General features: G+C 30.3%; 26 protein-coding genes. 12 read left to right on the top strand and 14 right to left on the bottom strand.

What is annotated here, in order from left to right; all coding sequences use genetic code 11:
• Positions 1-74 precede the first annotated feature (74 nt).
• A complete protein-coding gene (locus tag BEE63_RS20585; RefSeq protein ID WP_066023378.1) occupies positions 75-746 on the top strand; it encodes a response regulator transcription factor in 672 nt (223 codons plus the stop codon).
• Positions 727-2,133: a sensor histidine kinase gene (locus tag BEE63_RS20580; RefSeq protein WP_066023377.1), complete on the top strand. Its 1,407-nt coding sequence runs from the start codon at positions 727-729 to the stop codon at positions 2,131-2,133. The genes BEE63_RS20585 and BEE63_RS20580 overlap by 20 nt, the downstream gene beginning before the upstream one ends.
• Positions 2,134-2,283: 150 nt before the next feature.
• Here BEE63_RS20580 and BEE63_RS20575 read toward each other — a convergent pair whose 3' ends face one another.
• The 8 genes from BEE63_RS20575 to BEE63_RS20540 form a co-directional block, all read right to left on the bottom strand.
• Complete coding sequence (locus tag BEE63_RS20575; protein ID WP_066023376.1) at positions 2,284-3,519, bottom strand: MFS transporter; 1,236 nt, start codon at positions 3,517-3,519, stop codon at positions 2,284-2,286.
• 289 nt (positions 3,520-3,808) lie between these two features.
• Complete coding sequence (locus BEE63_RS20570) at positions 3,809-4,570, bottom strand: EFR1 family ferrodoxin (protein ID WP_066023375.1); 762 nt, start codon at positions 4,568-4,570, stop codon at positions 3,809-3,811.
• On the bottom strand, positions 4,571-5,221 hold the full coding sequence (locus BEE63_RS20565) for a TetR/AcrR family transcriptional regulator (protein WP_066023374.1): 651 nt from the start codon (positions 5,219-5,221) through the stop codon (positions 4,571-4,573).
• A gap of 227 nt (positions 5,222-5,448) precedes the next feature.
• A complete protein-coding gene (arsA, locus tag BEE63_RS20560; protein WP_066023373.1) occupies positions 5,449-7,200 on the bottom strand; it encodes an arsenical pump-driving ATPase in 1,752 nt (583 codons plus the stop codon).
• A 14-nt stretch (positions 7,201-7,214) separates the two neighbouring features.
• Positions 7,215-7,592 (bottom strand): arsenite efflux transporter metallochaperone ArsD, encoded by a 378-nt coding sequence (gene arsD / locus BEE63_RS20555; RefSeq protein ID WP_066023372.1) that lies wholly within the window; start codon positions 7,590-7,592, stop codon positions 7,215-7,217.
• A 12-nt stretch (positions 7,593-7,604) separates the two neighbouring features.
• Entirely contained in the window at positions 7,605-8,015 is a 411-nt protein-coding gene (locus BEE63_RS20550; protein ID WP_066023371.1) for an arsenate reductase ArsC, read from the bottom strand.
• A 2-nt stretch (positions 8,016-8,017) separates the two neighbouring features.
• Entirely contained in the window at positions 8,018-9,070 is a 1,053-nt protein-coding gene (gene arsB, locus BEE63_RS20545) for an ACR3 family arsenite efflux transporter (protein WP_066023370.1), read from the bottom strand.
• 12 nt (positions 9,071-9,082) lie between these two features.
• Entirely contained in the window at positions 9,083-9,469 is a 387-nt protein-coding gene (locus BEE63_RS20540) for an ArsR/SmtB family transcription factor (RefSeq protein WP_066023369.1), read from the bottom strand.
• Between the two features lie 718 nt (positions 9,470-10,187).
• On the opposite strand from BEE63_RS20540, the gene BEE63_RS20535 reads away from it, so the two are divergent.
• The 3 genes from BEE63_RS20535 to BEE63_RS20525 all read left to right on the top strand — a co-directional run bounded on the left by BEE63_RS20535 (position 10,188) and on the right by BEE63_RS20525 (position 12,131).
• Positions 10,188-10,733: a helix-turn-helix domain-containing protein gene (locus BEE63_RS20535; protein ID WP_066023368.1), complete on the top strand. Its 546-nt coding sequence runs from the start codon at positions 10,188-10,190 to the stop codon at positions 10,731-10,733.
• 50 nt (positions 10,734-10,783) lie between these two features.
• A complete protein-coding gene (locus BEE63_RS20530) occupies positions 10,784-11,005 on the top strand; it encodes a BhlA/UviB family holin-like peptide (RefSeq protein ID WP_066023367.1) in 222 nt (73 codons plus the stop codon).
• A 238-nt stretch (positions 11,006-11,243) separates the two neighbouring features.
• Positions 11,244-12,131, top strand: coding sequence for a peptidoglycan-binding domain-containing protein (locus tag BEE63_RS20525; protein ID WP_066023366.1), 888 nt, complete (start codon positions 11,244-11,246; stop codon positions 12,129-12,131).
• 133 nt (positions 12,132-12,264) lie between these two features.
• On the opposite strand, the gene BEE63_RS20520 is transcribed toward BEE63_RS20525, so the two are convergent.
• The 3 genes from BEE63_RS20520 to BEE63_RS20510 are packed head-to-tail and all read right to left on the bottom strand — an operon-like array spanning position 12,265 to position 14,049.
• Complete coding sequence (locus BEE63_RS20520) at positions 12,265-12,762, bottom strand: GNAT family N-acetyltransferase (protein ID WP_066023365.1); 498 nt, start codon at positions 12,760-12,762, stop codon at positions 12,265-12,267.
• Positions 12,763-12,781: 19 nt separating this feature from the next.
• Entirely contained in the window at positions 12,782-13,597 is an 816-nt protein-coding gene (gene arsM, locus BEE63_RS20515; protein WP_081312675.1) for an arsenite methyltransferase, read from the bottom strand.
• A gap of 11 nt (positions 13,598-13,608) precedes the next feature.
• Entirely contained in the window at positions 13,609-14,049 is a 441-nt protein-coding gene (locus BEE63_RS20510; protein WP_066023363.1) for a MarR family winged helix-turn-helix transcriptional regulator, read from the bottom strand.
• 150 nt (positions 14,050-14,199) lie between these two features.
• Between BEE63_RS20510 and BEE63_RS20505 the strand changes: the two genes are divergently transcribed.
• From BEE63_RS20505 to BEE63_RS20485, 5 genes are all read left to right on the top strand, one after another.
• Entirely contained in the window at positions 14,200-14,469 is a 270-nt protein-coding gene (locus tag BEE63_RS20505) for an SHOCT domain-containing protein (RefSeq protein WP_081312674.1), read from the top strand.
• A 138-nt stretch (positions 14,470-14,607) separates the two neighbouring features.
• Entirely contained in the window at positions 14,608-15,303 is a 696-nt protein-coding gene (locus BEE63_RS20500; protein WP_066023362.1) for a response regulator transcription factor, read from the top strand.
• A 21-nt stretch (positions 15,304-15,324) separates the two neighbouring features.
• Complete coding sequence (locus BEE63_RS20495; RefSeq protein WP_066023361.1) at positions 15,325-16,713, top strand: sensor histidine kinase; 1,389 nt, start codon at positions 15,325-15,327, stop codon at positions 16,711-16,713.
• A 98-nt stretch (positions 16,714-16,811) separates the two neighbouring features.
• Positions 16,812-17,567, top strand: a complete 756-nt coding sequence (locus tag BEE63_RS20490; protein WP_066023360.1) for a glycosyltransferase — start codon at positions 16,812-16,814, stop codon at positions 17,565-17,567.
• Positions 17,568-17,631: 64 nt separating this feature from the next.
• A complete protein-coding gene (locus tag BEE63_RS20485; protein WP_066023359.1) occupies positions 17,632-18,354 on the top strand; it encodes a glycosyltransferase in 723 nt (240 codons plus the stop codon).
• 105 nt (positions 18,355-18,459) lie between these two features.
• Here BEE63_RS20485 and BEE63_RS20480 read toward each other — a convergent pair whose 3' ends face one another.
• A complete protein-coding gene (locus BEE63_RS20480; RefSeq protein WP_066023358.1) occupies positions 18,460-19,677 on the bottom strand; it encodes a YibE/F family protein in 1,218 nt (405 codons plus the stop codon).
• A gap of 385 nt (positions 19,678-20,062) precedes the next feature.
• Here BEE63_RS20480 and BEE63_RS20475 point away from each other — a divergent pair, with 385 nt between their 5' ends.
• Together BEE63_RS20475 and BEE63_RS20470 are read left to right on the top strand one after the other, a co-directional pair.
• The gene (locus BEE63_RS20475) at positions 20,063-20,530 is read left to right on the top strand and encodes a MarR family transcriptional regulator (protein WP_066023357.1); all 468 of its coding nucleotides are present in this window, start codon (positions 20,063-20,065) and stop codon (positions 20,528-20,530) included.
• 159 nt (positions 20,531-20,689) lie between these two features.
• Positions 20,690-21,922 (top strand): MFS transporter, encoded by a 1,233-nt coding sequence (locus tag BEE63_RS20470; RefSeq protein ID WP_066023356.1) that lies wholly within the window; start codon positions 20,690-20,692, stop codon positions 21,920-21,922.
• Positions 21,923-22,105: 183 nt separating this feature from the next.
• On the opposite strand, the gene BEE63_RS20465 is transcribed toward BEE63_RS20470, so the two are convergent.
• Together BEE63_RS20465 and BEE63_RS20460 are read right to left on the bottom strand one after the other, a co-directional pair.
• Positions 22,106-22,678 (bottom strand): flavin reductase family protein, encoded by a 573-nt coding sequence (locus BEE63_RS20465; protein WP_066023355.1) that lies wholly within the window; start codon positions 22,676-22,678, stop codon positions 22,106-22,108.
• A 16-nt stretch (positions 22,679-22,694) separates the two neighbouring features.
• Positions 22,695-23,225, bottom strand: a complete 531-nt coding sequence (locus tag BEE63_RS20460; RefSeq protein ID WP_242874991.1) for a flavin reductase family protein — start codon at positions 23,223-23,225, stop codon at positions 22,695-22,697.
• Positions 23,226-23,289 lie beyond the last annotated feature (64 nt).

Raw genomic sequence — 23,289 nt, 5'->3', positions numbered from 1 at the left:
GTTTTAATGTGATTTTAATTTAAAATGTAGATAATATATAATATAACGAATGAAATGGGCATGGAGATGATAACTTGAAGAACTTTAAAATACTTTTAGTAGAAGATGAAAAACAGATGTCAATGTTTATAGAAATGGAGCTTACCCATGAAGGATACGTGGTTGACACTGCATATGATGGTAGAAATGCTTTAGAGAAAGCAGAAAAAGGTGATTATAATTTAATACTTCTTGATATTATGATACCAGGTTTAAATGGTATTGAGGTTTGCAGGAGAGTACGTAAATTTTCGGAGGTGCCGATTATAATGTTAACTGCTAAAAGTGATGTTCCTGACAAGGTTTTAGGTTTAGATGTAGGTGCAAATGATTATATGACGAAGCCCTTTGAAATAGAAGAATTATTTGCAAGAGTGAGAGTGTATGAAAGAAATACTATTTCAAAGGATGCGATTAAAATTAAAGATGTTGTTATGAACGATAAAACCCATGAGGTTTTAAGAGAAGGAAAGAGAATTGAACTTACTAAAAAAGAGTATGATATCCTTAAAATGCTTATGACAAATAAAAACGTTGTCCTTACAAGAGAGCAGATGATTGAAAGATTGTGGGGATATGATTATGAAGGAGATACTAATGTAGTTGATGTATTTATAAGATATTTGAGAAGTAAAATTGATGATGGATTTCAAGATAAGCTTATAAATACCGTACGGGGTGTAGGATATGTTATTAAAGAAGATTAAATACATAACTAATAAGCTTAAAAACACAAAAATTTCTATTTCTATAAAAATAACTGCGGTTTATGCAATTCTATTTTCACTAGTGCTTCTTATCTTAAATGCTTCAATTTTATTTGGAGTTAAGCATTATCTTTATAGTGAAGCAAGTAAGCAAATTGAAGATGTACAGGTAATATTAGTAAATAAAGCTAAATCATGGGATTTGTCCAGCAAGACGTTTTTTTCAGATATTCCTTCTACGGAAAATATGGAAGCTAGGGTAATTGAAAGGAATGGAAAGGTGTTAAATTCATCTGAAAAGTTTGAGTATAAAATTATGAAATGGTTAAGGCATCATAAGATAGCAGCAGATAGAGAAAAGCGTATTGAAGATGATGAAAAGCATTTAATCTATAAAAAAGTCACTGCTCAGAGCAAAAAAAATGGCACTATATATATTGAAATAATTAAAAACATGAATAATGAATACTGGTTTATGAAGGTGTTATTTGGTTTTATGGCTGCTGCTGATTTTATTGGAATTATTGCTTCAATTTTACTAGGATACATAGTAAGTAAAAGAATGCTTAAACCTATTGATTACATAACTAAAACTGCTGAAAATATAAGCATTAGTAATTTAAATGATAGGCTACAAGTAAAAGGTCCTGATGATGAGCTCAAAAGACTTGCAAGTACCTTTAACAAAATGATAGAAAGACTTCAGGAAGCTTTTGATAGACAAACACAATTTGTGTCTGATGCTTCTCATGAACTTAGAACCCCAATTGCTGTAATACAGGGATATGCAAATTTGCTAGATAGATGGGGAAAAGACGATAGGGAGGCTCTAGAAAAATCAATTTCAGCAATTAAACTTGAGGCTTCTAGTATGGGAGATTTAATTGAAAAACTTCTTTTTCTAGCAAGAGGGGATAATGATACGCAATTAATTGAAAAGAAAGAATTTTATCTTAATGAATTAATTGATGAGATTGTCAGGGAAAGCAAAATCATAGAGAAAAATCGCACCATAGAAAGTTGTAGAAATGATGATGTAATGATTTTTGCGGATTATAAGATGATAAAAGAGATGATTAGGATATTTATTGATAATAGCATTAAGTTTACTCCGGGGGGTGGTAAAATAGACGTAAGTTCAATGGTGTATAATGATACTGTTCAAATAATAGTTTCAGATAATGGCATTGGAATTCCAAAGGATGAAGCCCAAAAAATATTTAATAGATTTTATGTTGTTGATAAATCAAGATCAAAGGAAAAGGGTGGCTCTGGACTTGGACTTTCTATTGCTAAGTGGATTGCTAATATGCATGGTGGAGCCATAGATGTAAAAAGTAAAGAAGGTAAAGGGACAAAAATAATTGTAACATTAAAATTAGACTGAGAGCTAGATAAAGTAAATTCATTAAGATTACTTTAAAATATAAAAATGTAAGTTATTTATCAGCACTTTACTTTAATTTATTAGTTTTACATAATGTAAGGCTAATAAATTAAGGTAAACCATTGCTAATATATAATGATTAAGTAATAATTAATTGCTACTAAGGGTCTCATTCTTTTGGTTAACAGTTATTGTATAAAACATTACAGTTGAAAATATAAAAATCATGATAGTACTTGCTACGACTACATACCTTATATTAAAATATTCTGATAATGCTCCAATACAAACTATAGAAATTATAGTTAATATACTTTGAAAAAACGAAATACTGCTGAGTATTCTTCCAAATATTTTTATAGGAATAATTTCTTGTAGAATAGATATATAACCTGTGTTGAACATAGATTGAAAAATACCTAAAATAATAAATCCAATTATGGCCATTATTAATGAATTTGAAATTGAATATATGAAAAAGCCTAAAGCGCTAAATATGATTCCGAATTTCAACAAGTTATTAGTTGATATCTTATTTGCAAATGCCATAATTATAATGGAACCTAAAACATATCCAACTCCAGCAATCATAAATAATATACTATATTCCGAAGAACTCAAATTTAAAATTCTTGTAGCAAAAACAACTTCTTGCGAATCTAATGCTACACCTATAACTATAATGGCTACAGCTAGAAAGTTAAAAATAGCAAATTTAAAGTTTTCATAAATCATGAAAGTATAGGATTTTTTCCAGTCATCTACTAAACTTTTTAGTATGTTTTTATGAACTGTTTTTTGGGATTCAATTACTATTTTATATTTAGGCATGAAAATTAATAAAAATGCGGATATAAAAAATGATATTGCATTAATTATAATTGCTGTAGATGCTGAAGATATTGCAAGAATAATACCTGAAACTGCAGGTCCTATAACAACAGAGCCATTTGTTAACATTCCCCTAATAGAATTAAAGCGTTTCCTTCTATTTTCTGATATATTTTCTGTGATATATGGCAGTGATATTGAATTGTATATTGAGATACCTATGTTGAGCAAAAACATTAATATATAAATAATTAATATATTTGGAAAGGCTACCATTAAAATTAATACAGCACAATTGAGTATATTGATTAATATCATAATTACCTTTTTATTACATCTATCTGCTACACTTCCCGACCAAAATTTTGTTAATATCGATGTTATATAAGGAATTGCCCATATGGTTGATACTAATAAAGCAGAGTGAGTTCTTTTTAAAATATCAATATTAATAGCAACTAAATATATATAATCACCTATTGAGGATATGCCATTGCTCAATAGTAATAAAGAAATTTTAAAGTATTCTTTATTTCTTATGCTATTTTTGTTCATATTTATCTTCTGACTTTGATATTAAAATTAAATAAGATGAATTCCTTGTAAAACATTGCTTATTCATATTAATTGCCTCCCTTAATTACCCAATATCACTTTATATTTTAAAAAACTAACTTTAATGTAATTATTTTCTATAATTATAGTTCTGTATATTATTAATGTCAATATTGATTTGCATAAATTTTGATAAATTGGGAATAATTTTATGCAAAATTTGATAAATTACAAATTGCAAGGATTTGAAAAAGGACCACTATATAAAAGTTTATATAGTGGTCCTTTTTTATAAATATTTCTCTATCCGTACCTGCTGAGCTACATGTTTACCAATCAAAGTGATAGCCTGCTTAGGGCAATGGTTTATGCATCGATAACACCATGTGCATTTATTTGAGCTACAAGCTTTTCCACCTTCTATTGTAATATTCTTCATAGGACATTTTTTAGCACATAAGCCACACCCAATACATTTGATTGTATCAATATTAATAGCATCTGTATAGTGTTGTGTTTTATTATAGAACCACAATCGTTGACCTAGTAAGCCAGCAACATGATTAAAGATATTTAGCCCATCTTTAGTGGGATTTCCATTTTTTAATTTACTAGCAGCTTCTTTAAGTTTAGTCTCTGCATTTTTTACAATTTTTTTGTTTTCAGCTAAAGTTTTTTTGAGGGCCTTAGAGTCTGCAACAGTATCTGGCATTCTTATATGTAATCCACCTGTTATTTTTGCTCCATATCTTTTAAGTATTCGTGCTGAGAGTCCAGTACCATCTCCACTAAATAGACCCATTGTAGCAATGATAAACACATTTTTATTTTTAAAATGATTACTGTTTTTATTAATAAAATCTTTAACAATCTTAGGAATATTGCTAAATTGAATGGGATATGCTAATAATATTTCTTTATTTTCATCAATTTTTTTTATTACATCAGGATCTGTAATGGAAAAGCAATTACTTGTCCCATTATAATATTCCATAAATTTATTTATTACATATTTTGTATTGCCCGTTCCACTAAAATACACACCAACCATTTATTTTACCTCCTGCATAGGTTTGCTAAGCATAAATGTCTTAAATAAATCCTCAAAGCCCTTATGTAGAAATTCGGATTTAGACATATTCATACTTTTTTTAATATACTTTTCTTTATTATCTGCAAGAATAATTAGTCCATAAATACTTCCCCATTGCAGAAAGATTTTTCTTATCATTTCCTGTTCATTATCATATATTTCATCCCTCATTAAAGTATCAATAATAAGATGATTTATTTTTTCACCAGTATCATAGATTTTATGAAGTATATCATTTTTCTTTACATACTTGTCTTCAACATAAAGTTCTTTCATAATTACTTGATAGTTTAAAGGATAATGAGCTTTAAATTCTACCATAACATCACATATTGCCATATATTTATCATGTATAGAGTAAACTTCATTGGATAGTTTTTTCTCTAACTCTTTGTAAAAATATATCATTGCTTCTAATGAAATGTAATTTAAGATTTCATCTTTGCTTTTAAAATAGACATACAAAGTTGATTTACTCATATCAGCAACCTTAGCAACATCATCCATTTTAACTTTTTCTATTCCATTTGCCTCAAATAAAGCTTTTGCAGCTTTTATTATTCTGTTTCTATTGACTTCAATTAATTCAGGTTCTTTTTTTCTTGCCATTATATTACCTCCTAATTAATCGAACTGCGAGTTTAATTAATTATTTATATTGTACTCACAGTTCGATTAATTGTCAAGGAATATATTAATACTAAATGTACTTTAGTTGCGTTCCCTATATAATAAAGGATAAACTGATTTATAAAGTTATTATCATATCAATAAAAAGAACCACTATAGTAATATAAAAAAATTTACTATAGTGATTCTATTTTTTGTCATTCAAATTATTCTATCAATTCTTTGAGTCTATTTCCTTTAAGTTCATCACTGTGCCATGCAGCGACAGCAAAGTTTCCAGATGAAATTTCATTTACTTTATTTATCCATTGAATTTCACTTTTAGCTTTTGTTCTCAAAAAATCACTTTTGGTATCAGTAACAAGTAAACTTGAATTAATTATCCACCATTTATTATTGATTCCAGCCCTTTTTAAATCCTCACGAAGTCTTTCAGCCTCATATACAGGAGTTGCTTCTGGAAGAGTTACTATTATAACTTCTGTCTCTTTTTCGTTTTTGAGTCTTGGCAGAAGTTTTAAAACCGATTTTGGAATATCTCCTTCAGACCTTGAAATCTCTTTGTTATAGCTTTCGGTTGAATCCAAAAGCAGTAAAGTGTGTCCAGTAGGTGCGGTATCTATGACTACTACCTGATTTTCTGCTTTATCTACTATATCTGCAAAGGCTCTAAACACTGCAATTTCTTGAGTGCAGGGTGAACGTAAATCTTCCTCTATATAGGCAATATCAGCATTTCCCATGGTTTCCCTAGTTTTTTTTAATACTTCTTCTTTATACTTTTCTAATTCTTTTTTCTCATCTATTCTACTTAAAGTTATATTATTTCCTTCATTAATAACAAACTTCAAATGAGCTGCTGGATCAGTTGTAGCTAAATGCACCTTAACTCCCTTTTCTGAAAGACCTAAAGCTATAGCAGCAGCCAAAGTGGTTTTACCAACGCCGCCTTTTCCCATAGTAAAAATAACTTTCTTTTTACTTAAATACAGATCATCAATAAGGTTCTTAACACCCTTTAAGTTTTTCACATTAAGACTCATGTCACTTATTTCTTTAAAATCCTTTTTTAAGAGCATTCGTATATTTTCTATGCCTGTGACGTTATATGATCTTAAAGGTATTTTATAAGTTTCAAGATTTCTTAAATGTTCTGGAATGCTTTTAAGAGCTTCATTTTGTTTTTTATATAAACTATTGGATATTTCATCGTTCTTGCTGTCCTGACTAAGAATTCCGTTAATAATAAGCATTTGATTGTTAATACCTATATCCCTTAATTCAAGGGAAGCTCTTTCAGCCTCTTTAAGCGGTGAGTATTCTGGTCTTGCAACTAATATTAAAGTAGTAGTTTTATCATTTGATAAAGCTTCAACAGCATTCTTATACATTTCTTTTTTATCTTCTAGTCCTGCTAGTTGACCTAAACATGAAGCACCATGAGTACTTTCACTTATGAAATTGCTCCAGGCTGAAGGCAATTGAAGCATTCTTAAGGTATGCCCTGTAGGTGCTGTATCAAATATAATATGATCGTACTTTTCCTTTATACTTTCATCTGTTATAAAAGACGAAAATTCATTAAAAGCTGCTATTTCCACAGTACATGAGCCTGAAAGTTGCTCTGCCATATTATTTATTACAGTCTCAGGAAGTTTTCCCTTGTAAGGAGCTAAAACGGATTCCCTGTAATCTTTAGCTGCTTCTTCAGGATTAAGATTTACTATAACAAGGCCTGGAACATCTTCTATGGAAGTACCTTTATTATTAAGCGGTGTATTAAATATATCCTGAAGGTTAGATGCTGGATCAGTACTTATTAGAAGCACCTTTTTTCCACTGTCTGCAAGGGTAACTGCTGTTGCCGCCGCCGTGGAAGTCTTTCCAACTCCGCCCTTTCCTGTGAAGAATAAATATTTTGTTAGCTTAATATCTTCTAAATTAAATGTTTTATCCATTATAAGCCTTCCTTCTAGCAGCAGCCTTTATTATTACAACCGCAGCTTTTTTTAGGTTTTTTTATAGTTATGGTAGATAAATCCTCCTTGGATATTCCTGACCAATTGGAAAATTCCTCATTTGTTGGGTATGCCTTAAGCTTTTTAACCTCACCATCAACAAGTGTTATTGGAAGTACTTCTGCACCCTTTGAGTTTAAATATTCATTAACCTTCTTGTTATCTATAAATGCCTGTGGTTCACTTGAGAGGTTATGTCTTGTCACATCAGCACCTTTTTTAATCATATTATTTATAACTGTTGCAACCCTTAAAAGTTCTTTATTTATACTTGGTCCGCAGACACCTGTTGAGCAGCACATAGCTGGATCAAAAATTTCTATTTTACTCATATTTATCGCTCCTTATAATTTAATTTCATTATTTTTAATTCTTTTAGATAGGTCTTTAACTTTCTCTTCAATAGCTTTTGCTGTTTTTATAAATTCCTCATCACTTTTTCCTGTAGGATCCTCAAGACCCCAATCTTCTGTATGTTTTGCAGGTAAGAAAGGACACACTACATTACAGCCCATTTTTATTACTATATCAGCCTCTGGAATATCCTTTAAAAGTTTTGATTTATAAGTTTTATTCATATTAGTGCCATATAAATCCTTTATAATCCTTACGGCATCCTGATTTATTGTATCCCTTAGTTCTGTTCCAGCAGAATATGCCTCAAATACATCATTTGCAAATAATTTAGACAGTGCTTCTGCCATTTGAGATCTACAGGAATTGTGTACGCATATAAACGCCACTTTAGGTTTCATAGTTAAATTCCTCCGTTATTAAAATATTTTTTCTTCCAGTGAAGAGCTACATTTACAAGGGCTATCATAACAGGTACTTCTACTAATGGACCTATAACCGCAGTAAATGCCTCCTTTGATTCTATTCCAAATACGGCAACTGCAACAGCTATGGCAAGCTCAAAGTTATTACTTGCAGCGGTAAAGGAAAGTGTAGTAGTTCTTTTATAGTCTATTCCAGCTTTACGGCTTATAAAGAATGAAGCTGAGAACATTATTACAAAATACACTAAAAGCGGAACTGCAATTCTTATAACATCAAGTGGAAGTTCAACTATATATTTGCCCTTATAAGTGAACATAATTATTATTGTAAAAAGTAAAGCAATTAATGCTAATGGGCTTATCTTCGGTATAAATTTTTTATTATACCATTCTGTTCCACGTTTAGGCTCTAAAATTAACCTTGTAAGTAGGCCAGCTGCAAATGGAATTCCAAGATAAATTGCCACAGAGATAGCTACCTTACCCATAGAAATATTAACCTTATAGCCTGTTAATCCAAACATAGTTGGCAGGACAGTTATGAATATATAGCAGTATACTGAATAAAAGATAACCTGAAAAATTGAATTAAAAGCTACAAGTGCAGCTGCATATTCTGTATCACCATCAGCCAGGCCATTCCATACAATAACCATGGCAATGCACCTTGCAAGACCGATTAATATAAGTCCGGTCATAAATGCTGGATATGATTTTAAAAATATAATTGCAATTAGAAACATTAAAATTGGTCCTATAATCCAGTTCTGTAAAAGTGATAATCCCAAAACTCTAGGATTTTTAAAAACTTTATGAAGTTCTTTATAATTAACCTTTGCCAGTGGTGGATAGAGCATAACTATAAGTCCTATAGCCATAGGAATAGATGTTGTTCCTATGGATAAATTTGATAGTGTACTTGCAAGGCCTGGAAAAACCCATCCTAAAAATATTCCAAGTGCCATTGCTAAAAAAATCCATACTGTTAAATAGCGATCAAGCCACGATAATTTTGATGATTTATTATTCATATTAATCAACTCCTATTTTGTGCAGCAGTTATCATTAAAGCATACCTTGCCTGACTTTAAATCCTCACAGCCAAGTCCACTTTCTCTATAACTTTTTAGCCTTTCAAAATCTTTCTTACACGAATCTAAGTTAGTTGCATGTTTTCTTATTATTTCATCTATAAAGGGAAATTCTTTAATTGTATCTTGATCCATTTTGTAATATACATATTTATTAACCTTGTAGTAATCAACTATTTTAGCTGTTGTAAGTTTGGTTAAGTGGCGGGAAGCATTAGATTGACTAATATCAAGTACTGCTTCTATTTCACAAACGCACATTTCACCGCTTTCAAGTAAATTTAATATTCTCATGCGTGTTTCATCAGATAATGCTTTCATCACTTGTATTAAATCCATTTTTTTCACTCCTTATATGAACATATTCAATTATAATCATATGACTTATGTTTGAAATTTGCAACATTTTTTTTCATTATATTAAAAATATAAATATTATATGGCACTTCACTTAAATGTTTTTTATTAATATTAATGGTTAAAATTAGTAGATAATTTTACAAAATAGTACTATAATAATATAAGAAATATTTACTTTTAATCAAATAAAAGGATAACTGTAAATAAAAAGCAAATATTTAGTAATATTTTCACAAATAACTTTTAAAGTCTGTTTATTTAAACCTCTAAACTGATGTAAAATAAAATTACTCAGTTTTTGAGGCTTTTTTAATAAGAAGAGAAAAGCAATAACTACATTTTATTTTAAAAGTATCATTAAAATTCTTAAATATATCTAATTGTATCTACCTATAATAAATTATTAAAAAAACTTTGTATTATATGAGTATTTTTACATTAAAGTTTTACAATACACTTAATTCAGATTCTACTTCCAAATTAATAACCTTACTATTAAATGGTTGTCACTATCAATATCCATAACCAATTAGTAAGTGTAATATGTGGCACACATAAATTAAAGGCATTGGTATTTTACCAATGTCTTTTTTATTTACAAATTATTACTAAATATTAGGTTTACAAATTACAGTAAATTCCTTTTCTTTATTTATAAAGTAAATTTTATGAAATAAAGAAGTGGGGATGAAAATTTATGAACGGTAATTTATATGATTTAATTGTTATGGCTAAAGGCAATAATCAAGATGCATTATTAGAAATCATAAATAAATTTAACTTATTGATTAAAAAACTTTCTAGAAAGATGGTTTATGATGATGCTGAAACGGATTTAATAATATTTTTTATAAAAATGATAAAAAATTCAGATTTGAATAAACTAAAAAATTTTTCAGAAGGTGCATTAGTTAAATATATACAAGTTTCTCTAAATCATAAAGCAATTGATCATTGTAGAAAATATTATTTAACCAAACATAATGAAATAGCTTTAGATACTGATATTATTAAACAAGGTTTTGATAATAATAATAACATCGATAATAAATTGCTGGTTGATCAGTTATTAAATTTAAACTTTTTAACAAAACATCAAGTGTTAATTCTAAAATATTATTATTTGTTAGAATATTCAGATATACAAATAGGAAACAAACTTAAAATAAGTAGACAAGCAGTGCATAAATCTAGAATTAAGGCATTAAATATCATCCAAAATCATGTGATATTGAAACATTGATAAAGAAAAATAATACGAATTAAATCTGATTTAGATTGGGAGGTGAATGTATGTTTAACGAATTAATTAAAATAGCTGCTACCCAAGGAATATGGGCAATCCTTAGTTGTGTGCTTATAGTATACATATTAAAAGCACAGGAAACTAGAGACTTAAAGCAAGAAGAAAGAGAAAAGAATTATCAAGAAATAATAAAAGAACTTACGGATAAGTTGAATCTTTTAGATTCAATAAATTCCACTATTAATGAAATAAAAAGCAAAATTAATTGAAATTTATAACAAACACTTTTTTTCTATATTAATATATTTCTTTAAATATTTAAGCTGTAAAAGAAAGCTTTCAAAAAATATTAGCTTTCTTTTTTTGATTTTATATTAAGTATATCTCCAAAAATTTTCTTATTAAAACCTTATAAATTAGTTTACATATCTAGGAACTAATTTGTATTTAATAGACGAAGTTATTCAGCGCTGATGATTTTATAAAAAAATATTTGGAGGTTTTATTATGGGAAAAATTGAAACAGCAACAAGATGGATGATTAATTTGGCAAATGATGATACACACGGTTATGATCAGGAATATAGATGGGGACCTAATTACGACTGTTCGTCTTCTGTTATTACTGCATGGCAGACTGCTGGTGTTCCAGTAAAAAGCAATGGTGCTACTAGTACTTATAACATGAAAAGAGTTTTTCTAGAATGTGGTTTTTCTGATGTAACATCATCTGTAAGCTTGTCAACAGGATCTGGATTAATACGTGGAGATGTATTACTAAATGAAACTCACCACACTGTAATGTATATCGGGGATGGACAAGTTGTAGCTGCTAGATGCAATGAAAATGGTGGAGTAACAGGAGGACGAAGTGGAGATCAAACAGGTCGTGAAATTTGTATTCAAAATTATTACAATTTCCCTTGGGATTGCGTTCTAAGGTACAATGAAGATGGTCCTACACCTACACCTACTCCAACACCTACAGATACAAATACAGTTGTTCAATCTGGACAAGAACAAGCGAATAGATTTGTTGGCTGTAATATTGATACTGATGGAATTAGGGGATATGAAACAAAAAAAGCAGGAATTAAAGTTTTACAACATGCTATGAACTTGGATTATGGTGCTGGTCTTTCTGTAGATGGAATTTGGGGACCTGCATCAAGAAGTGCTTTAGGCAATCATTATGTAACTAGTGGAGAAACTCAATATATGGTTACTGCAGCTGAAATTTTAGTAATGTTAAGAGGGTATAATCCAAATGGTGTAGAATATCCAGGAACATTTGGTTCAGGACTAAGATCTGCAATAAATTCATTTAAAAGTGATAATGGTTTATCTGCAAATGGATTATGCGATCACAACACATTCCTTTCATTAATTGACTAGTAAATATATAACAGTTTTTTTATAAGAATGTGATTATTCTGTTTTGTGTAAGCCTCCAAACTGATGTAACATACAATTACTCAGTTTTGGAGGTCTTATTAATGTTAAACAGGTTACATATTTTAAGATATAGTTACTTTCCAATAATATTACTTCTACGTTCCATTAGTACTGTATCGTGCCATACTCCATCGGGCATTTTTGCAATTTTCTCTCTTATTCCTATTTCTCTAAAGCCGCAGCTCTTATGTAGTGCTATACTTGAACTATTTTCTCTTACAATTGCAGAATATAAGCTCCAAATTCCATTTCCTTCTGATAGTTTTACTAAAGAATTTAATATGCTTTTTCCTACGCCCTTACCCCTGTATGCTTCTCCTATATATATGCTAACTTCTGCAACACCTTTATAAACACATCTGCTGGAAGTAGGACTAAGTGCAGCCCACCCTAATACATTTTCACCATCAAAGGCTACTAGCCTACAGTTTTTCATATGTCCCTTGTCCCATTCTTCAAAGCTTGGACATTCTGACTGGAAAGTAGCTTTACCTGTATTAATTCCCTCCATGTATATTTTAGCTACAGCTTCCCAATCATTAGGTTTCATTTCTCTAATACTATAATTCATTCGTATCAATCCTTTCTAATTATTTATAAGCTTTTACATGTGCTCCTGCAAACGCAGCATCAATAACTTCTGTATCTATACTGTTATATAATTCACTGAGGTTCTTCTTCTCAGCTATGTCTTTCATAGTTTCTTTTGTATATATATTCACTGGTATAATTTCAACTTCTGTGAATCCCACACTTTCAAGTATTTCCTTATATTCTCTAATAGATAATGCACCAGCTATGCAGCCAACCCACATTTCTACACTCTTTTTTATATCTTCAGGTATATCTTTAAGTGACACTATATCTGCAATTGCCAGTCGTCCACCTTTTTTTAAAACCCTATAAGCTTCAGACAGAGCTTTTTTCTTACTCTCACATAAATTTATAACACAATTTGAAGTTATAACATCTACTATTTCATCTTTCAATGGGATATTTTCAATATATCCTTTTATAAATTCTACATTTTTTACTTCCATTTTTTCTTTATTATTATTGGCAAGTTCAAGCATTTCATCAGTCATATCAAGTCCATATACTTTTCCAGTATCACCTACATATTTAGACGAAATAAATACATCTATTCCCCCACCACTTCCTAAATCCAATATAGTCTCGCCCTTTTGAGGATTAGCAAGTGCCACTGGATTAGCACACCCAAGCGATGTATTTACAGCTTCATCAGGTAACCCATCAATGAAATCTTTTGTATATACATTTGAATTATTAGTTACAGATGAGCAGCAAGATCTAGTACACTCACAATTTGAACTAGATTGTTTAATTGCCTTACTTGCTATCTTTCCGTAATATTCTTTAACCTCTTTCTTAATATCACCCTTCAAGTGATCATCTCCTAACAACATTTATTTTCATGTATAACGTCAATAAGTACTTTTAAACTGTCAAGTATTTGTTCTCTTTTATTTTCTGGAATGGCTATAAATATATTTTTATAGTATGTACTCATATTTTCTTCTATAGTTTTAAATACCTTCATCCCCTTTTCAGTAAGCTTTATAACAATATAACGTCTATCTTCTGGGTGGGTTTCTCTAAGTACTAAACTATCTCCCACTAATTTATTTATAGTTCTGCTCATTGTACTTTTATCTAATTCCAAAATCCCCGCAAGTTCATTTAAGGAAATTTCTTTTGCTCTGCCAATTTCTACAATAGCATGACACTGGGATATAGTAACTCCCTGGCAGCTTGAATCAGATTTTTCTAAAAGACCAAGATCTCTTACTAATATTCTAATTAGTTCACGTAAGCAATCACTTTTCTTATTTTCCATAAAAACACCTCAATACAATTGTACTATGAAACAGTTGCAATATGCAACTATATTTTAATACATAGTCAATGAATATTATCTTCATTTTTCCTCCACAATTACAATATATAATTAACTCATAAAAAAGTTTTACAAAGAAAGGTGATTAATATGTTATATCAGGGATTTCTTAGCAGTTGCAATTATGGACAGTTTACTAGATACCATGGGGATGGAGGAGGAATGTTTTTTATGATGGGTTTTGGCGCATTAATACTTTTAGTAATAGTTTTTATGATTTTAAGAATGACAAGACAAAATACGATGCCTAATGCTCCAAAACATGATAATTCGGCACTAAATATACTAGATGAAAGATTTGCAAAAGGTGAAATTAGTGAAGAAGAATATACTAAAGTAAAGACTATGCTTAAAAAATAACATATGGTCATTATAATATGCGGCGCAGCTTGTAAAATTAATAAAAGTTACGCCGCAATTTTCTTATGCTTAAAACTTGAATAGTTAAGCTCGTAACCCTTATACTATATATTAATTAATATTACTGGAGTGATTGCCATGGATAATAAACTTAAAATTTTAGTAGTAGATGATGAAGAAAAAATACTGAAGGTAATTGAAGCCTATTTAATAAAAGAAGGTTTTGAGGTTTTAACGGCTAAAGATGGAGAAGAAGCTTTAAACATATTTAATAAGGAATCTGTTCATTTAATCATACTAGATTTAATGCTTCCTAAAGTTTCAGGTGAAGAAGTCTGCACTAGAATTAGAGCTGCTTCATCAGTGCCGATTATTATGCTTACAGCTAAAATCGAAGAAGATGACAAAATAGAAGGTCTTACCATTGGTGCTGATGATTATGTAACAAAACCTTTTAGCAACAGAGAGCTAGTGAGCAGAGTTAAAGCACTTATTAGGCGAACTTATAGGAATAATAAGCCCCTTGCAGAATTGCTTATTATAAATAATGGTGATCTGGAAATAGATATTGAAAAGCTTATTGTAAAAAAGCAGGGAAAGAACGTTAATTTAACTTCTAATGAATTTAAAATTTTAATGGCTCTTTTAAGTAATCCTGGTCAGGTTTTTTCAAGAGATCAATTGGTTAACAAAGCTTTTGGAATTGATTATGACGGTTTTGATAGAACCATTGATACCCACATAAAAAACATTAGGCGTAAAATAGAGGATGATCCTAAAAACCCCAGGTACATTGTGTCCATATATGGGATTGGATATAAATTTAATAGCTGAACAATTTGAGGTGATTTATAAATGAAAATATCTTTAACGAAAAAATTATCCTTAGCCTTTTTACTTACTGCAATTATATCCATTATAGCAGCAAGTTTAATTTCAAATTATATGATTGGCAAAAAATTTAATACATATTTAATTAGTGAACATAAAACTGTGGAAGCTAAAATTACCGCAAGGATAAATAGTTTATATAGTGAGCAAACTGGCTTTTCGGCAGCTAATAAGGACGAGATATTAAGGTATTCTTCAGCTGAAAAGCTATATATTGAGGTTAAAGATATTAGTGGAGCAACTATATTTACATCTAATAATTTAAAGCCTATGTCAAAATCAATGATGCATTCTATGATGGGACCAATGATGAACGGTGCTTCAATCAATGCTGGGGAATACACTGAGGATAAGTATCCATTAAAAAAGAATAATAAAAAGCTTGGTACAATAACCCTTGGATATTATAATTCATCTTACTTTAATAGCTCTGCACAAACTTTTATAAGGACACTCAATCGGTCTTTCTTTTTATCCATTTTTATAGCGTTAATTTTTGGACTAATAATAAGTATCTTTCTTTCAAGACAAATATCTTTGCCTTTAATTCAAATAACTAATATAGCTAATAAAATGAGAACTGGAAATTTAGAAGCAAGGTCTCTTGTCATATCTAAAACAAAAGAAATAGACGATTTATCTACATCTATAAATTATTTAGCAGAAACCTTAAAAAAGCAAGAACTTTTAAGGAAGCGTCTAACCTCTGATATGGCTCATGAACTTAGAACACCTTTAACAAATTTAAAGTCGCACATAGAAGCCTTATTGGATAAAGTCTGGGAACCAACAGAGGAAGTACTTACAGGTTTTTATGATGAAATTGAGAGACTGATAAAACTGGTAAATGGACTTAATGACATAGCAAAATTAGAGCAGACAACTTCAGTTTTAAACAAATCAAAATTTAATTTATCTGTAGAACTAGAAAAAATTATAGCTTCCTTTAAGCCCATATACCAAACTTCAGGTTTAAAGATATATTCAAAATTAACTCCTAACTTAGAAATACTAATGGATAAAGATAAATTTAAGCAGGTAATCTATAACCTATTAACAAATGCTCTTAAGTATTCTAAAAAGAGTGGTGAAGTTTTAGTAACCCTAAGCTCTTTAAAGGATACCATCATTATAGAAATTAAAGATAATGGAATTGGAATTTCAGATAAAGACTTACCTTTTATCTTTGAACGTTTTTATAGGAGCGATGAGTCCCGTAATAAAGATACTGGTGGTACTGGCATAGGGCTAACTATTGTAAAAAATATTGTTGAAGCTCATAACGGTACTATTAAAGTCACAAGCTCTTTAGGGGTTGGTACTACGTTTATCATTAACTTGCCACAAAAATAAACTAATGAATTAAATATTAACAATAGCTTATCAATGTATCATGAAATTGTGTGGATTCATATTATAATAAAAGAGCAATTCAAATAGAAGGGATTAATTTGAATATCTCACGGGAAAAATCATATGTCCTGAATTTAAGAAATAAATTTAAGAATTTAAAAAAACCTAATGTTTCAATAATAGTACCAACGAATAAAAGAAATTATATATCCAATATTGCTAAAAACTATATGAATTTAAATTATCCCAATAAAGAATTAATAATAATTATAAACAAAGATAATATTAAGGCGAAAGAATGTGGAGAATTAACAGATAAATATGATAATGTAAGAATATTTAAATTAAAAGAAAATACTACATTAGGAGAATGTTTGAACTTTGGTGTTTCTGTGGCCCAATATGATTATATTGCAAAAATGGATGATGATGATTATTATGGTCCTAATTATTTAACTGATCAAATGAATGCTTTTAATTATACAAGAGCAGCTATAGTAGGGAAGGCAGCTTATTTTATATGCTTTGAAGATGACTCCAGCATTTATATAAATAATCCTACTTTTGTTCATAGATATGTACGAGGTTTAGCTGGTGGCACATTACTGATAAAGAAATCGGTATTTAAAAAATGTAAATTTGAACATTTGAATGTTGCAGAAGATACTAGTTTTTTGACTAAATGTTATTTTGATGGAATTAAAATATATGCAACAGATCCATTTAATTATTTGTATATAAGGCATAAAGATATGGGCAATAATACCTGGAAAGTTAATAAAGATATTTTAAAACAAGGTTATGTTTTTTTAACTAAGAGAATTAATTATAAGGAAATGATAGATGTACTATAAATAAGGAGAATAAAAATGAATAACAATTTAAATGAAGTATACTTAAAAAAAAAAATTAGAAATCATGAAAATCAGAAAAAAGTTTTCATCTGCATATAAACCGGGAGTAACTATAATAACTGTTACTAACAAGGCAAAATTTAAAAAAAATATTAAAGAGAATTTCGTTAGATGCAAGTATCCTGAAGTGGAATTTATAATTATTTTAAATTCTAATAAATTGAATATAAAAGAATACAAAAGCTATTTTTCTATTTTACCCAATATTAAAATATATAAGTTAAATGAAGATATATCTTTGGGGGAAAGCATGAATTTTGGAATAGAAAATTCAAATTATGATTACATTTCAAAAATGGATGATGATGATTATTATGGAGAAAACTATATTGGAGATTTAATGAATATTTTCAATTATACAAGTGCTGATATCGTTGGCAAAGCATCACATTTTATATATTTTGAAGAAAATGAATCTCTGAATCTTTGGTGCGGTGGGAATGACAGCTGTTATAGTAAAGCTGTAGCTGGAGCAACGCTAGTGATGAAAAAGTATATTTTTGACAAGGTCAAATTTAACAGGTTAAATAGTGGCGAAGATTTAGATTTAATAGCTCAATGTAATTCACTTGATTTCAAAATATATTCAGGAGATATATTCAATTATGTATATAATAGGCATAAAAGAATTAAATATCACAGCTGGAAAGTTAGTAATTTGAACTTAATGCTCCGAAGCCAAAAAATTTGTAGGACTAATAATTATAAACAAATAGTGTCTATGTAGGATGTAGGCGAGTTTGCTTCAAGTTCTGTGCAAACCTTCAAACTGAGTAATTGTATCTTACACCGATTCTGAGGTTTACACAAACTTTAGAATAGGCTTCTTAAACTAGGATTTACAGCTTTTAGGCAAAAATTTTCTTATAAAACAGTTTGAAACCTTATTGAGCTTAGCAGTTATAAACACAGTAATTGGTATAGTAAGTACAATGCCAATACCACCAATTAAGGCTTTTAAAATTTCGCTTGATACTATATCTTGATTTATGATTTCTATAAAAGACATACCATCTGAAGCAAAAATTATTAGCATTATCATTGCACTTCCCCAATATGCAAGTATAAGAGTATTAGACATAGTTCCCATTATATCTTTACCAACATTCATACCAGATTTAATCAATTCTTTCTCAGAAATATTGGGATTACCCTTTTTTATTTCATACATGGTAGACGATATTGTTATTCCGATATCCATAATTGCTCCTAAAACACCCAGCATAACACAACAAAAAAATATTCCCTTAATGTCAACGGTTTTACCCATTAGTACTTCTGAAAGGGTTTGATTATCCTCATAACTCATGCCAGTAACTCTTAATACACTTCCGGAAATATGAAATAGTATTCCTGAAAGTATCATTCCGAGTGACGTGCCGCAAATAGCTCCTAAGCTTTTTTGATTGAATCCACTTACCAGTACGAAGTTCGTCACCAAGGTTATAATGCAAATTATTATTGTTGGCAGCACTGGATTATTTCCTTTTAAAATTAAAGGCATTATAATGGTTATTACAAGAGTCATTGTTAGTATTAGAGTGAAAAGTGATATTAATCCTTTTTTGCCGCCAATCAGTATTTGTAACATAATAAATATGCCGGCTATTACTATAAGGTTTTTATATCGTATAAAATCATTTATATATGCACCAGTAATATTGCCATTCTTATTAATATCATAATGCAGTATTACCTCATCATTTTTTTTAACATTGTAATACTCAATATCATTTTTATTTGTATCTGTATTATCAATTAAGTTATTAACTGTTACTATCTGACCTTTATATTTACCAGCTATTATTTTTACTTTAACTTTATTACTTACTTTGTTACTTCCACTTTTATTGGGAATTAAGTCTATTACCTTTGCTTCAGCTGATTTTGATTGCATATATTTTGAAATATTGTTTCCCTGTCCAGAATTTAATTCAAAGTTTCTAGTCTCCAGTGAAACAGGCATTATATCTGTGTTAAAAAAGGGATATGATCTAAATATTAGAATAATAACAACTAGTATAGCTCCTAATAAAATGTTCTTTTTCATCTATTTCCTCCTTAAATGCTTGTCCAAGTTCTAATTTATTTTATCAAGTATACCATATTATATATTTTCATTTCAAAAACGCTTAAAAGCTAGGTTATACGGTATTTATTGCAGCTTTGTCGTATTTAAATGATCATTTTCATAACAAATTCTCCAATATTTAATAATATATTAATATTTATTTAGAGCTTTATAGTGGTTATGTTAAAAAGAAGAATATCGGAAAGCCGTGTGCGAGAGAAGCGCATGCACGGTTTGATGAGGAGAAGGTGGTAGTATGCCACCGACTTATTCTTACTGAAATAATTATATTAAACTATTGTTGAAATGGAAACAATAGTTTAATATAATATTGTTAATATATAAGCAAGTGGGAGGATAGGTTATGAACAAAGAAGAACAGATCATGATGAGTTTAAGGGAATTATTTAATAAGATGGCTTGGCTTAATAAGTTTAGGATGGAAGACAGTCTTAAGGGGTTTAAGTCTTCTGAAGTGCATTATATCGAATGCATTGGAAAAAATGTAGATTCTAACGTGACACAACTTGCAGAGCTCCTTTATATGACTAGAGGTGCCATAAGTAAAATGACCAAGAAGCTCATAAAAAGTGGAGTCATTGAAAGCTATCAGAAACCAGATAATAAGAAAGAAATTTATTTTAGACTTACTGAACAAGGGAAAAAAATTTATAAAATCCATGAGGAATTGCACAAAGAATTTCAAGAACGTGATAAAGTCGTATTTGACGAGATGACTGAAGATCAATTTGATAGTATGCTTAATTTTTTGGAAAACTATATTAAGCATTTGGATAAAGAAATAAAGAAAAGAGATCTAGGTATTAATTAAGTTGAAATAAATTTGAATAATGAAACTACATGTAGCTTAGCTCTATTAAGAGTAGGCTATATTTTTTTATCATTATTTTGTTGACTAAGAAACAAAATAATGATATGATAAACATGTTTCCAAGGAAACAAAATGATAACTTTTGAGAGGAGAATTTGAATGTTCAAATTTAAATCATACAATAAACATGACACGGAACAAACATTAAGTAAAAATGCTTTAACATTCGGTCTTGTATCTGTATTTCTTTGTGGATTAGGCTTCACTATCATATCACCTGTCATCCCGTTCTTAGTTCGGCCGTATATCAGTAATCCTAAAAATCAAGCTATAGTTGTTACACTACTAACCTCTGTCTATGCCGCCTGTGTGTTTTTTGCAGCTCCCGGACTTGGAGCTTTGAGCGACAAATATGGACGTCGTCCAGTTCTTTTAGTATGTTTTTTAGGCTCTGCCATAGGTTACTTAGTTTTTGGTATAGGAGGAGCTTTATGGGTACTGTTCGTTGGGCGTATAATAGATGGTATAACTGGCGGAAATATAAGCACTATCTTTGCATATTTTGCAGATATTATTCCTAGTGAAGAGAGAACCAAGTATTTTGGGTGGATAAGTGCTACTGTAGGTGTAGGTACCGTCATTGGTCCAACTTTAGGCGGATTACTTGCCAAGTTCGGTTATTCTGTACCCATGTATTTTGGAGCAATAATAACTTTATTAAATGTTGTTTATGGATTCTTTTTTATGCCTGAAAGCCTTGACAGAAATAATAGATTAAAAGAAATTACTTTTATGAGACTAAATCCATTCACACAGCTTGCAAGTATACTTTCCATGAAAAACTTAAAGAGACTGCTTGTTTCAGCATTCTTACTTTGGATACCAAACGGATCTTTGCAAGCAGTTTTCTCGCAATTTACAATGGACACTTTCAGTTGGAAGCCTGCATTAATCGGACTTATGTTTTCAATTATGGGCATGCAAGACATTATTTCACAAGGTTTTATAGTACCAAAACTTTTGATAAAACTTAGTGATAAAAGGATAGCAATTCTTGGAATGATTTCAGAGATTATGGGATATATTTTTATTGCAGCATCAGCGTTCTTCCTATTCTACCCTGTTTTTATTGCTGGAATGTTTATATTTGGTTTTGGTGATTCAATATTTGGAACTTCATTCAATGCAATGGTCTCCAAGTCTGTAAATTCTAGTGAACAAGGAAGGGTTCAAGGAGGTAGCCAGTCTATTCAATCTTTAGCAAGAATAATCGGTCCTATAATTGGAGGTCAAATCTATGTATCACTTGGTCATGCATCACCAGCTTTTATGGGTGCAATCCTTATAGCAGTAGCAATACCAGTTTTGGCGAAGAGTACATATGTAAATTAGTGTATTTAGGCATATGTTAATATTGCCATAAATATTTTATTCTTTTGGATGAGAAATTTATTTTTTATATCAAAAAACTGTCGCACTAAGAAATTAGTGCGGCAGCCCCATTTTTTGTATGATTTAGTGATAGATTTGGAATAATATACTTTAAAAAGATAAGGGAGAATTCTAAGCGAGGATTTACAGATACTTTTTTCCTTCGCCCCATGCATTTCCAGCTTTCTCACCTAATGAAAAATAGCTGTTGCTGAACGGATCAAAAAATAACATTCCTGTTTTCTTGGCATCAATTATGCCGGTTTTATCTAATACTGACTCATCTGCTGCTACATTGACAATCCTGGCAAGTACAGTAGTGAAATAATTTGTTCTTAAAACCTCTATGAGTTCGCATTCGATGACTAGTGGACTGCCTTCGATGATAGGGGCATTGATGCGTTCACTCTTTACAGCCTTCAAGCCTGTTTTTGCAAATTTATCAGGAACTCTATGACCAGTTACAGTTCCAAAGTAATCCACTTCCTTTATCAAATTCTGATTAACCAGTGCAACAGTAAATGCGCGTCTCTTTTCAATGTTCTCATGCGTCTTACTACGTGGACCAATACATAATGCGAGATCACCGGCATTTGTTCTTGTACACTCATGCAAATTCATCACGTTGACTGTTCCATCATCATTATAAGTGCCAACCATTAAAACCGGAACTGGATAACCATACCCAAAAGCGTTTGAACCTAAATTTTTCATCATAATAAGCAACCTCCCCTTATTTGTTCTTTCTCAACTGAAGTCCGTCACGGTAAGCATTACCCACTTTCTCACCAACGGATAGATATGACTTATTCATCCAATCGAAAGTGATCGGATGGAATTTTTCAAATGATACCTTGCCATCTTCTCCAAGAATACGTTCATCCAGACTTACATTGATGATTTCGCCTACAAGTCTCCAGGTTTTCTCATCATAGCTCTTCACTCTGCACTCAACGGCAAAAGGAAGCTCATCGATAATTGGTGCATCTACGAATTCGGACTTTGTTGTATGGAATCCGGACTTCTCAAACTTATCTTCCACTTTATTTCCTGTTGTTATACCAAGGTAATCGCAGGCAACTTGATTTTCCACATCCCCCATACTTACAACAAAAGAACCTCTGGCAAGAATCCCTTTTAAAGTATTTCTCTTAGCTGCTACGGTAATAGTAATTTCTGTCTCATTCGTGATTCCGCCCCATACTGCTAACATGGCGGTTGGCTTTTCAGCCTTATCATAAGATGAAATCATCAAAACCGGCATTGGTGTGATGTATGGCTTTGCTCAGATATTTTTTCTAGACATATTTATCCTCCTTAAATTAAGT

Source organism: Clostridium pasteurianum (assembly GCF_001705235.1).
Classification (GTDB): Bacteria; Bacillota; Clostridia; order Clostridiales; family Clostridiaceae; genus Clostridium_S; species Clostridium_S pasteurianum_A.
The sequence above is the reverse complement of the archived record's forward strand: the minus strand, read 5'-3'. Positions and strand labels throughout refer to the sequence as shown.

Bases quoted from the DNA above. Each gene is read 5' to 3' on its own strand.
- arsD (WP_066023372.1), bottom strand. From the start codon at position 7,592: ATGAGTAAAATAGAAATTTTTGATCCAGCTATGTGCTGCTCAACAGGT.
- BEE63_RS20525 (WP_066023366.1), top strand. From the start codon at position 11,244: ATGGGAAAAATTGAAACAGCAACAAGATGGATGATTAATTTGGCAAAT.
- BEE63_RS20465 (WP_066023355.1), bottom strand. From the start codon at position 22,678: ATGATGAAAAATTTAGGTTCAAACGCTTTTGGGTATGGTTATCCAGTT.
- BEE63_RS20540 (WP_066023369.1), bottom strand. From the start codon at position 9,469: ATGGATTTAATACAAGTGATGAAAGCATTATCTGATGAAACACGCATG.
- BEE63_RS20475 (WP_066023357.1), top strand. From the start codon at position 20,063: ATGAACAAAGAAGAACAGATCATGATGAGTTTAAGGGAATTATTTAAT.
- BEE63_RS20480 (WP_066023358.1), bottom strand. From the start codon at position 19,677: ATGAAAAAGAACATTTTATTAGGAGCTATACTAGTTGTTATTATTCTA.
- BEE63_RS20500 (WP_066023362.1), top strand. From the start codon at position 14,608: ATGGATAATAAACTTAAAATTTTAGTAGTAGATGATGAAGAAAAAATA.
- BEE63_RS20530 (WP_066023367.1), top strand. From the start codon at position 10,784: ATGTTTAACGAATTAATTAAAATAGCTGCTACCCAAGGAATATGGGCA.
- BEE63_RS20535 (WP_066023368.1), top strand. From the start codon at position 10,188: ATGAACGGTAATTTATATGATTTAATTGTTATGGCTAAAGGCAATAAT.
- arsB (WP_066023370.1), bottom strand. From the start codon at position 9,070: ATGAATAATAAATCATCAAAATTATCGTGGCTTGATCGCTATTTAACA.
- BEE63_RS20460 (WP_242874991.1), bottom strand. From the start codon at position 23,225: ATGCCGGTTTTGATGATTTCATCTTATGATAAGGCTGAAAAGCCAACC.
- BEE63_RS20485 (WP_066023359.1), top strand. From the start codon at position 17,632: ATGAAAATCAGAAAAAAGTTTTCATCTGCATATAAACCGGGAGTAACT.
- BEE63_RS20505 (WP_081312674.1), top strand. From the start codon at position 14,200: ATGTTATATCAGGGATTTCTTAGCAGTTGCAATTATGGACAGTTTACT.
- BEE63_RS20575 (WP_066023376.1), bottom strand. From the start codon at position 3,519: ATGAACAAAAATAGCATAAGAAATAAAGAATACTTTAAAATTTCTTTA.
- BEE63_RS20565 (WP_066023374.1), bottom strand. From the start codon at position 5,221: ATGGCAAGAAAAAAAGAACCTGAATTAATTGAAGTCAATAGAAACAGA.
- BEE63_RS20510 (WP_066023363.1), bottom strand. From the start codon at position 14,049: ATGGAAAATAAGAAAAGTGATTGCTTACGTGAACTAATTAGAATATTA.
- BEE63_RS20580 (WP_066023377.1), top strand. From the start codon at position 727: ATGTTATTAAAGAAGATTAAATACATAACTAATAAGCTTAAAAACACA.
- BEE63_RS20470 (WP_066023356.1), top strand. From the start codon at position 20,690: ATGTTCAAATTTAAATCATACAATAAACATGACACGGAACAAACATTA.
- BEE63_RS20520 (WP_066023365.1), bottom strand. From the start codon at position 12,762: ATGAATTATAGTATTAGAGAAATGAAACCTAATGATTGGGAAGCTGTA.
- BEE63_RS20550 (WP_066023371.1), bottom strand. From the start codon at position 8,015: ATGAAACCTAAAGTGGCGTTTATATGCGTACACAATTCCTGTAGATCT.
- arsA (WP_066023373.1), bottom strand. From the start codon at position 7,200: ATGGATAAAACATTTAATTTAGAAGATATTAAGCTAACAAAATATTTA.
- BEE63_RS20495 (WP_066023361.1), top strand. From the start codon at position 15,325: ATGAAAATATCTTTAACGAAAAAATTATCCTTAGCCTTTTTACTTACT.
- BEE63_RS20570 (WP_066023375.1), bottom strand. From the start codon at position 4,570: ATGGTTGGTGTGTATTTTAGTGGAACGGGCAATACAAAATATGTAATA.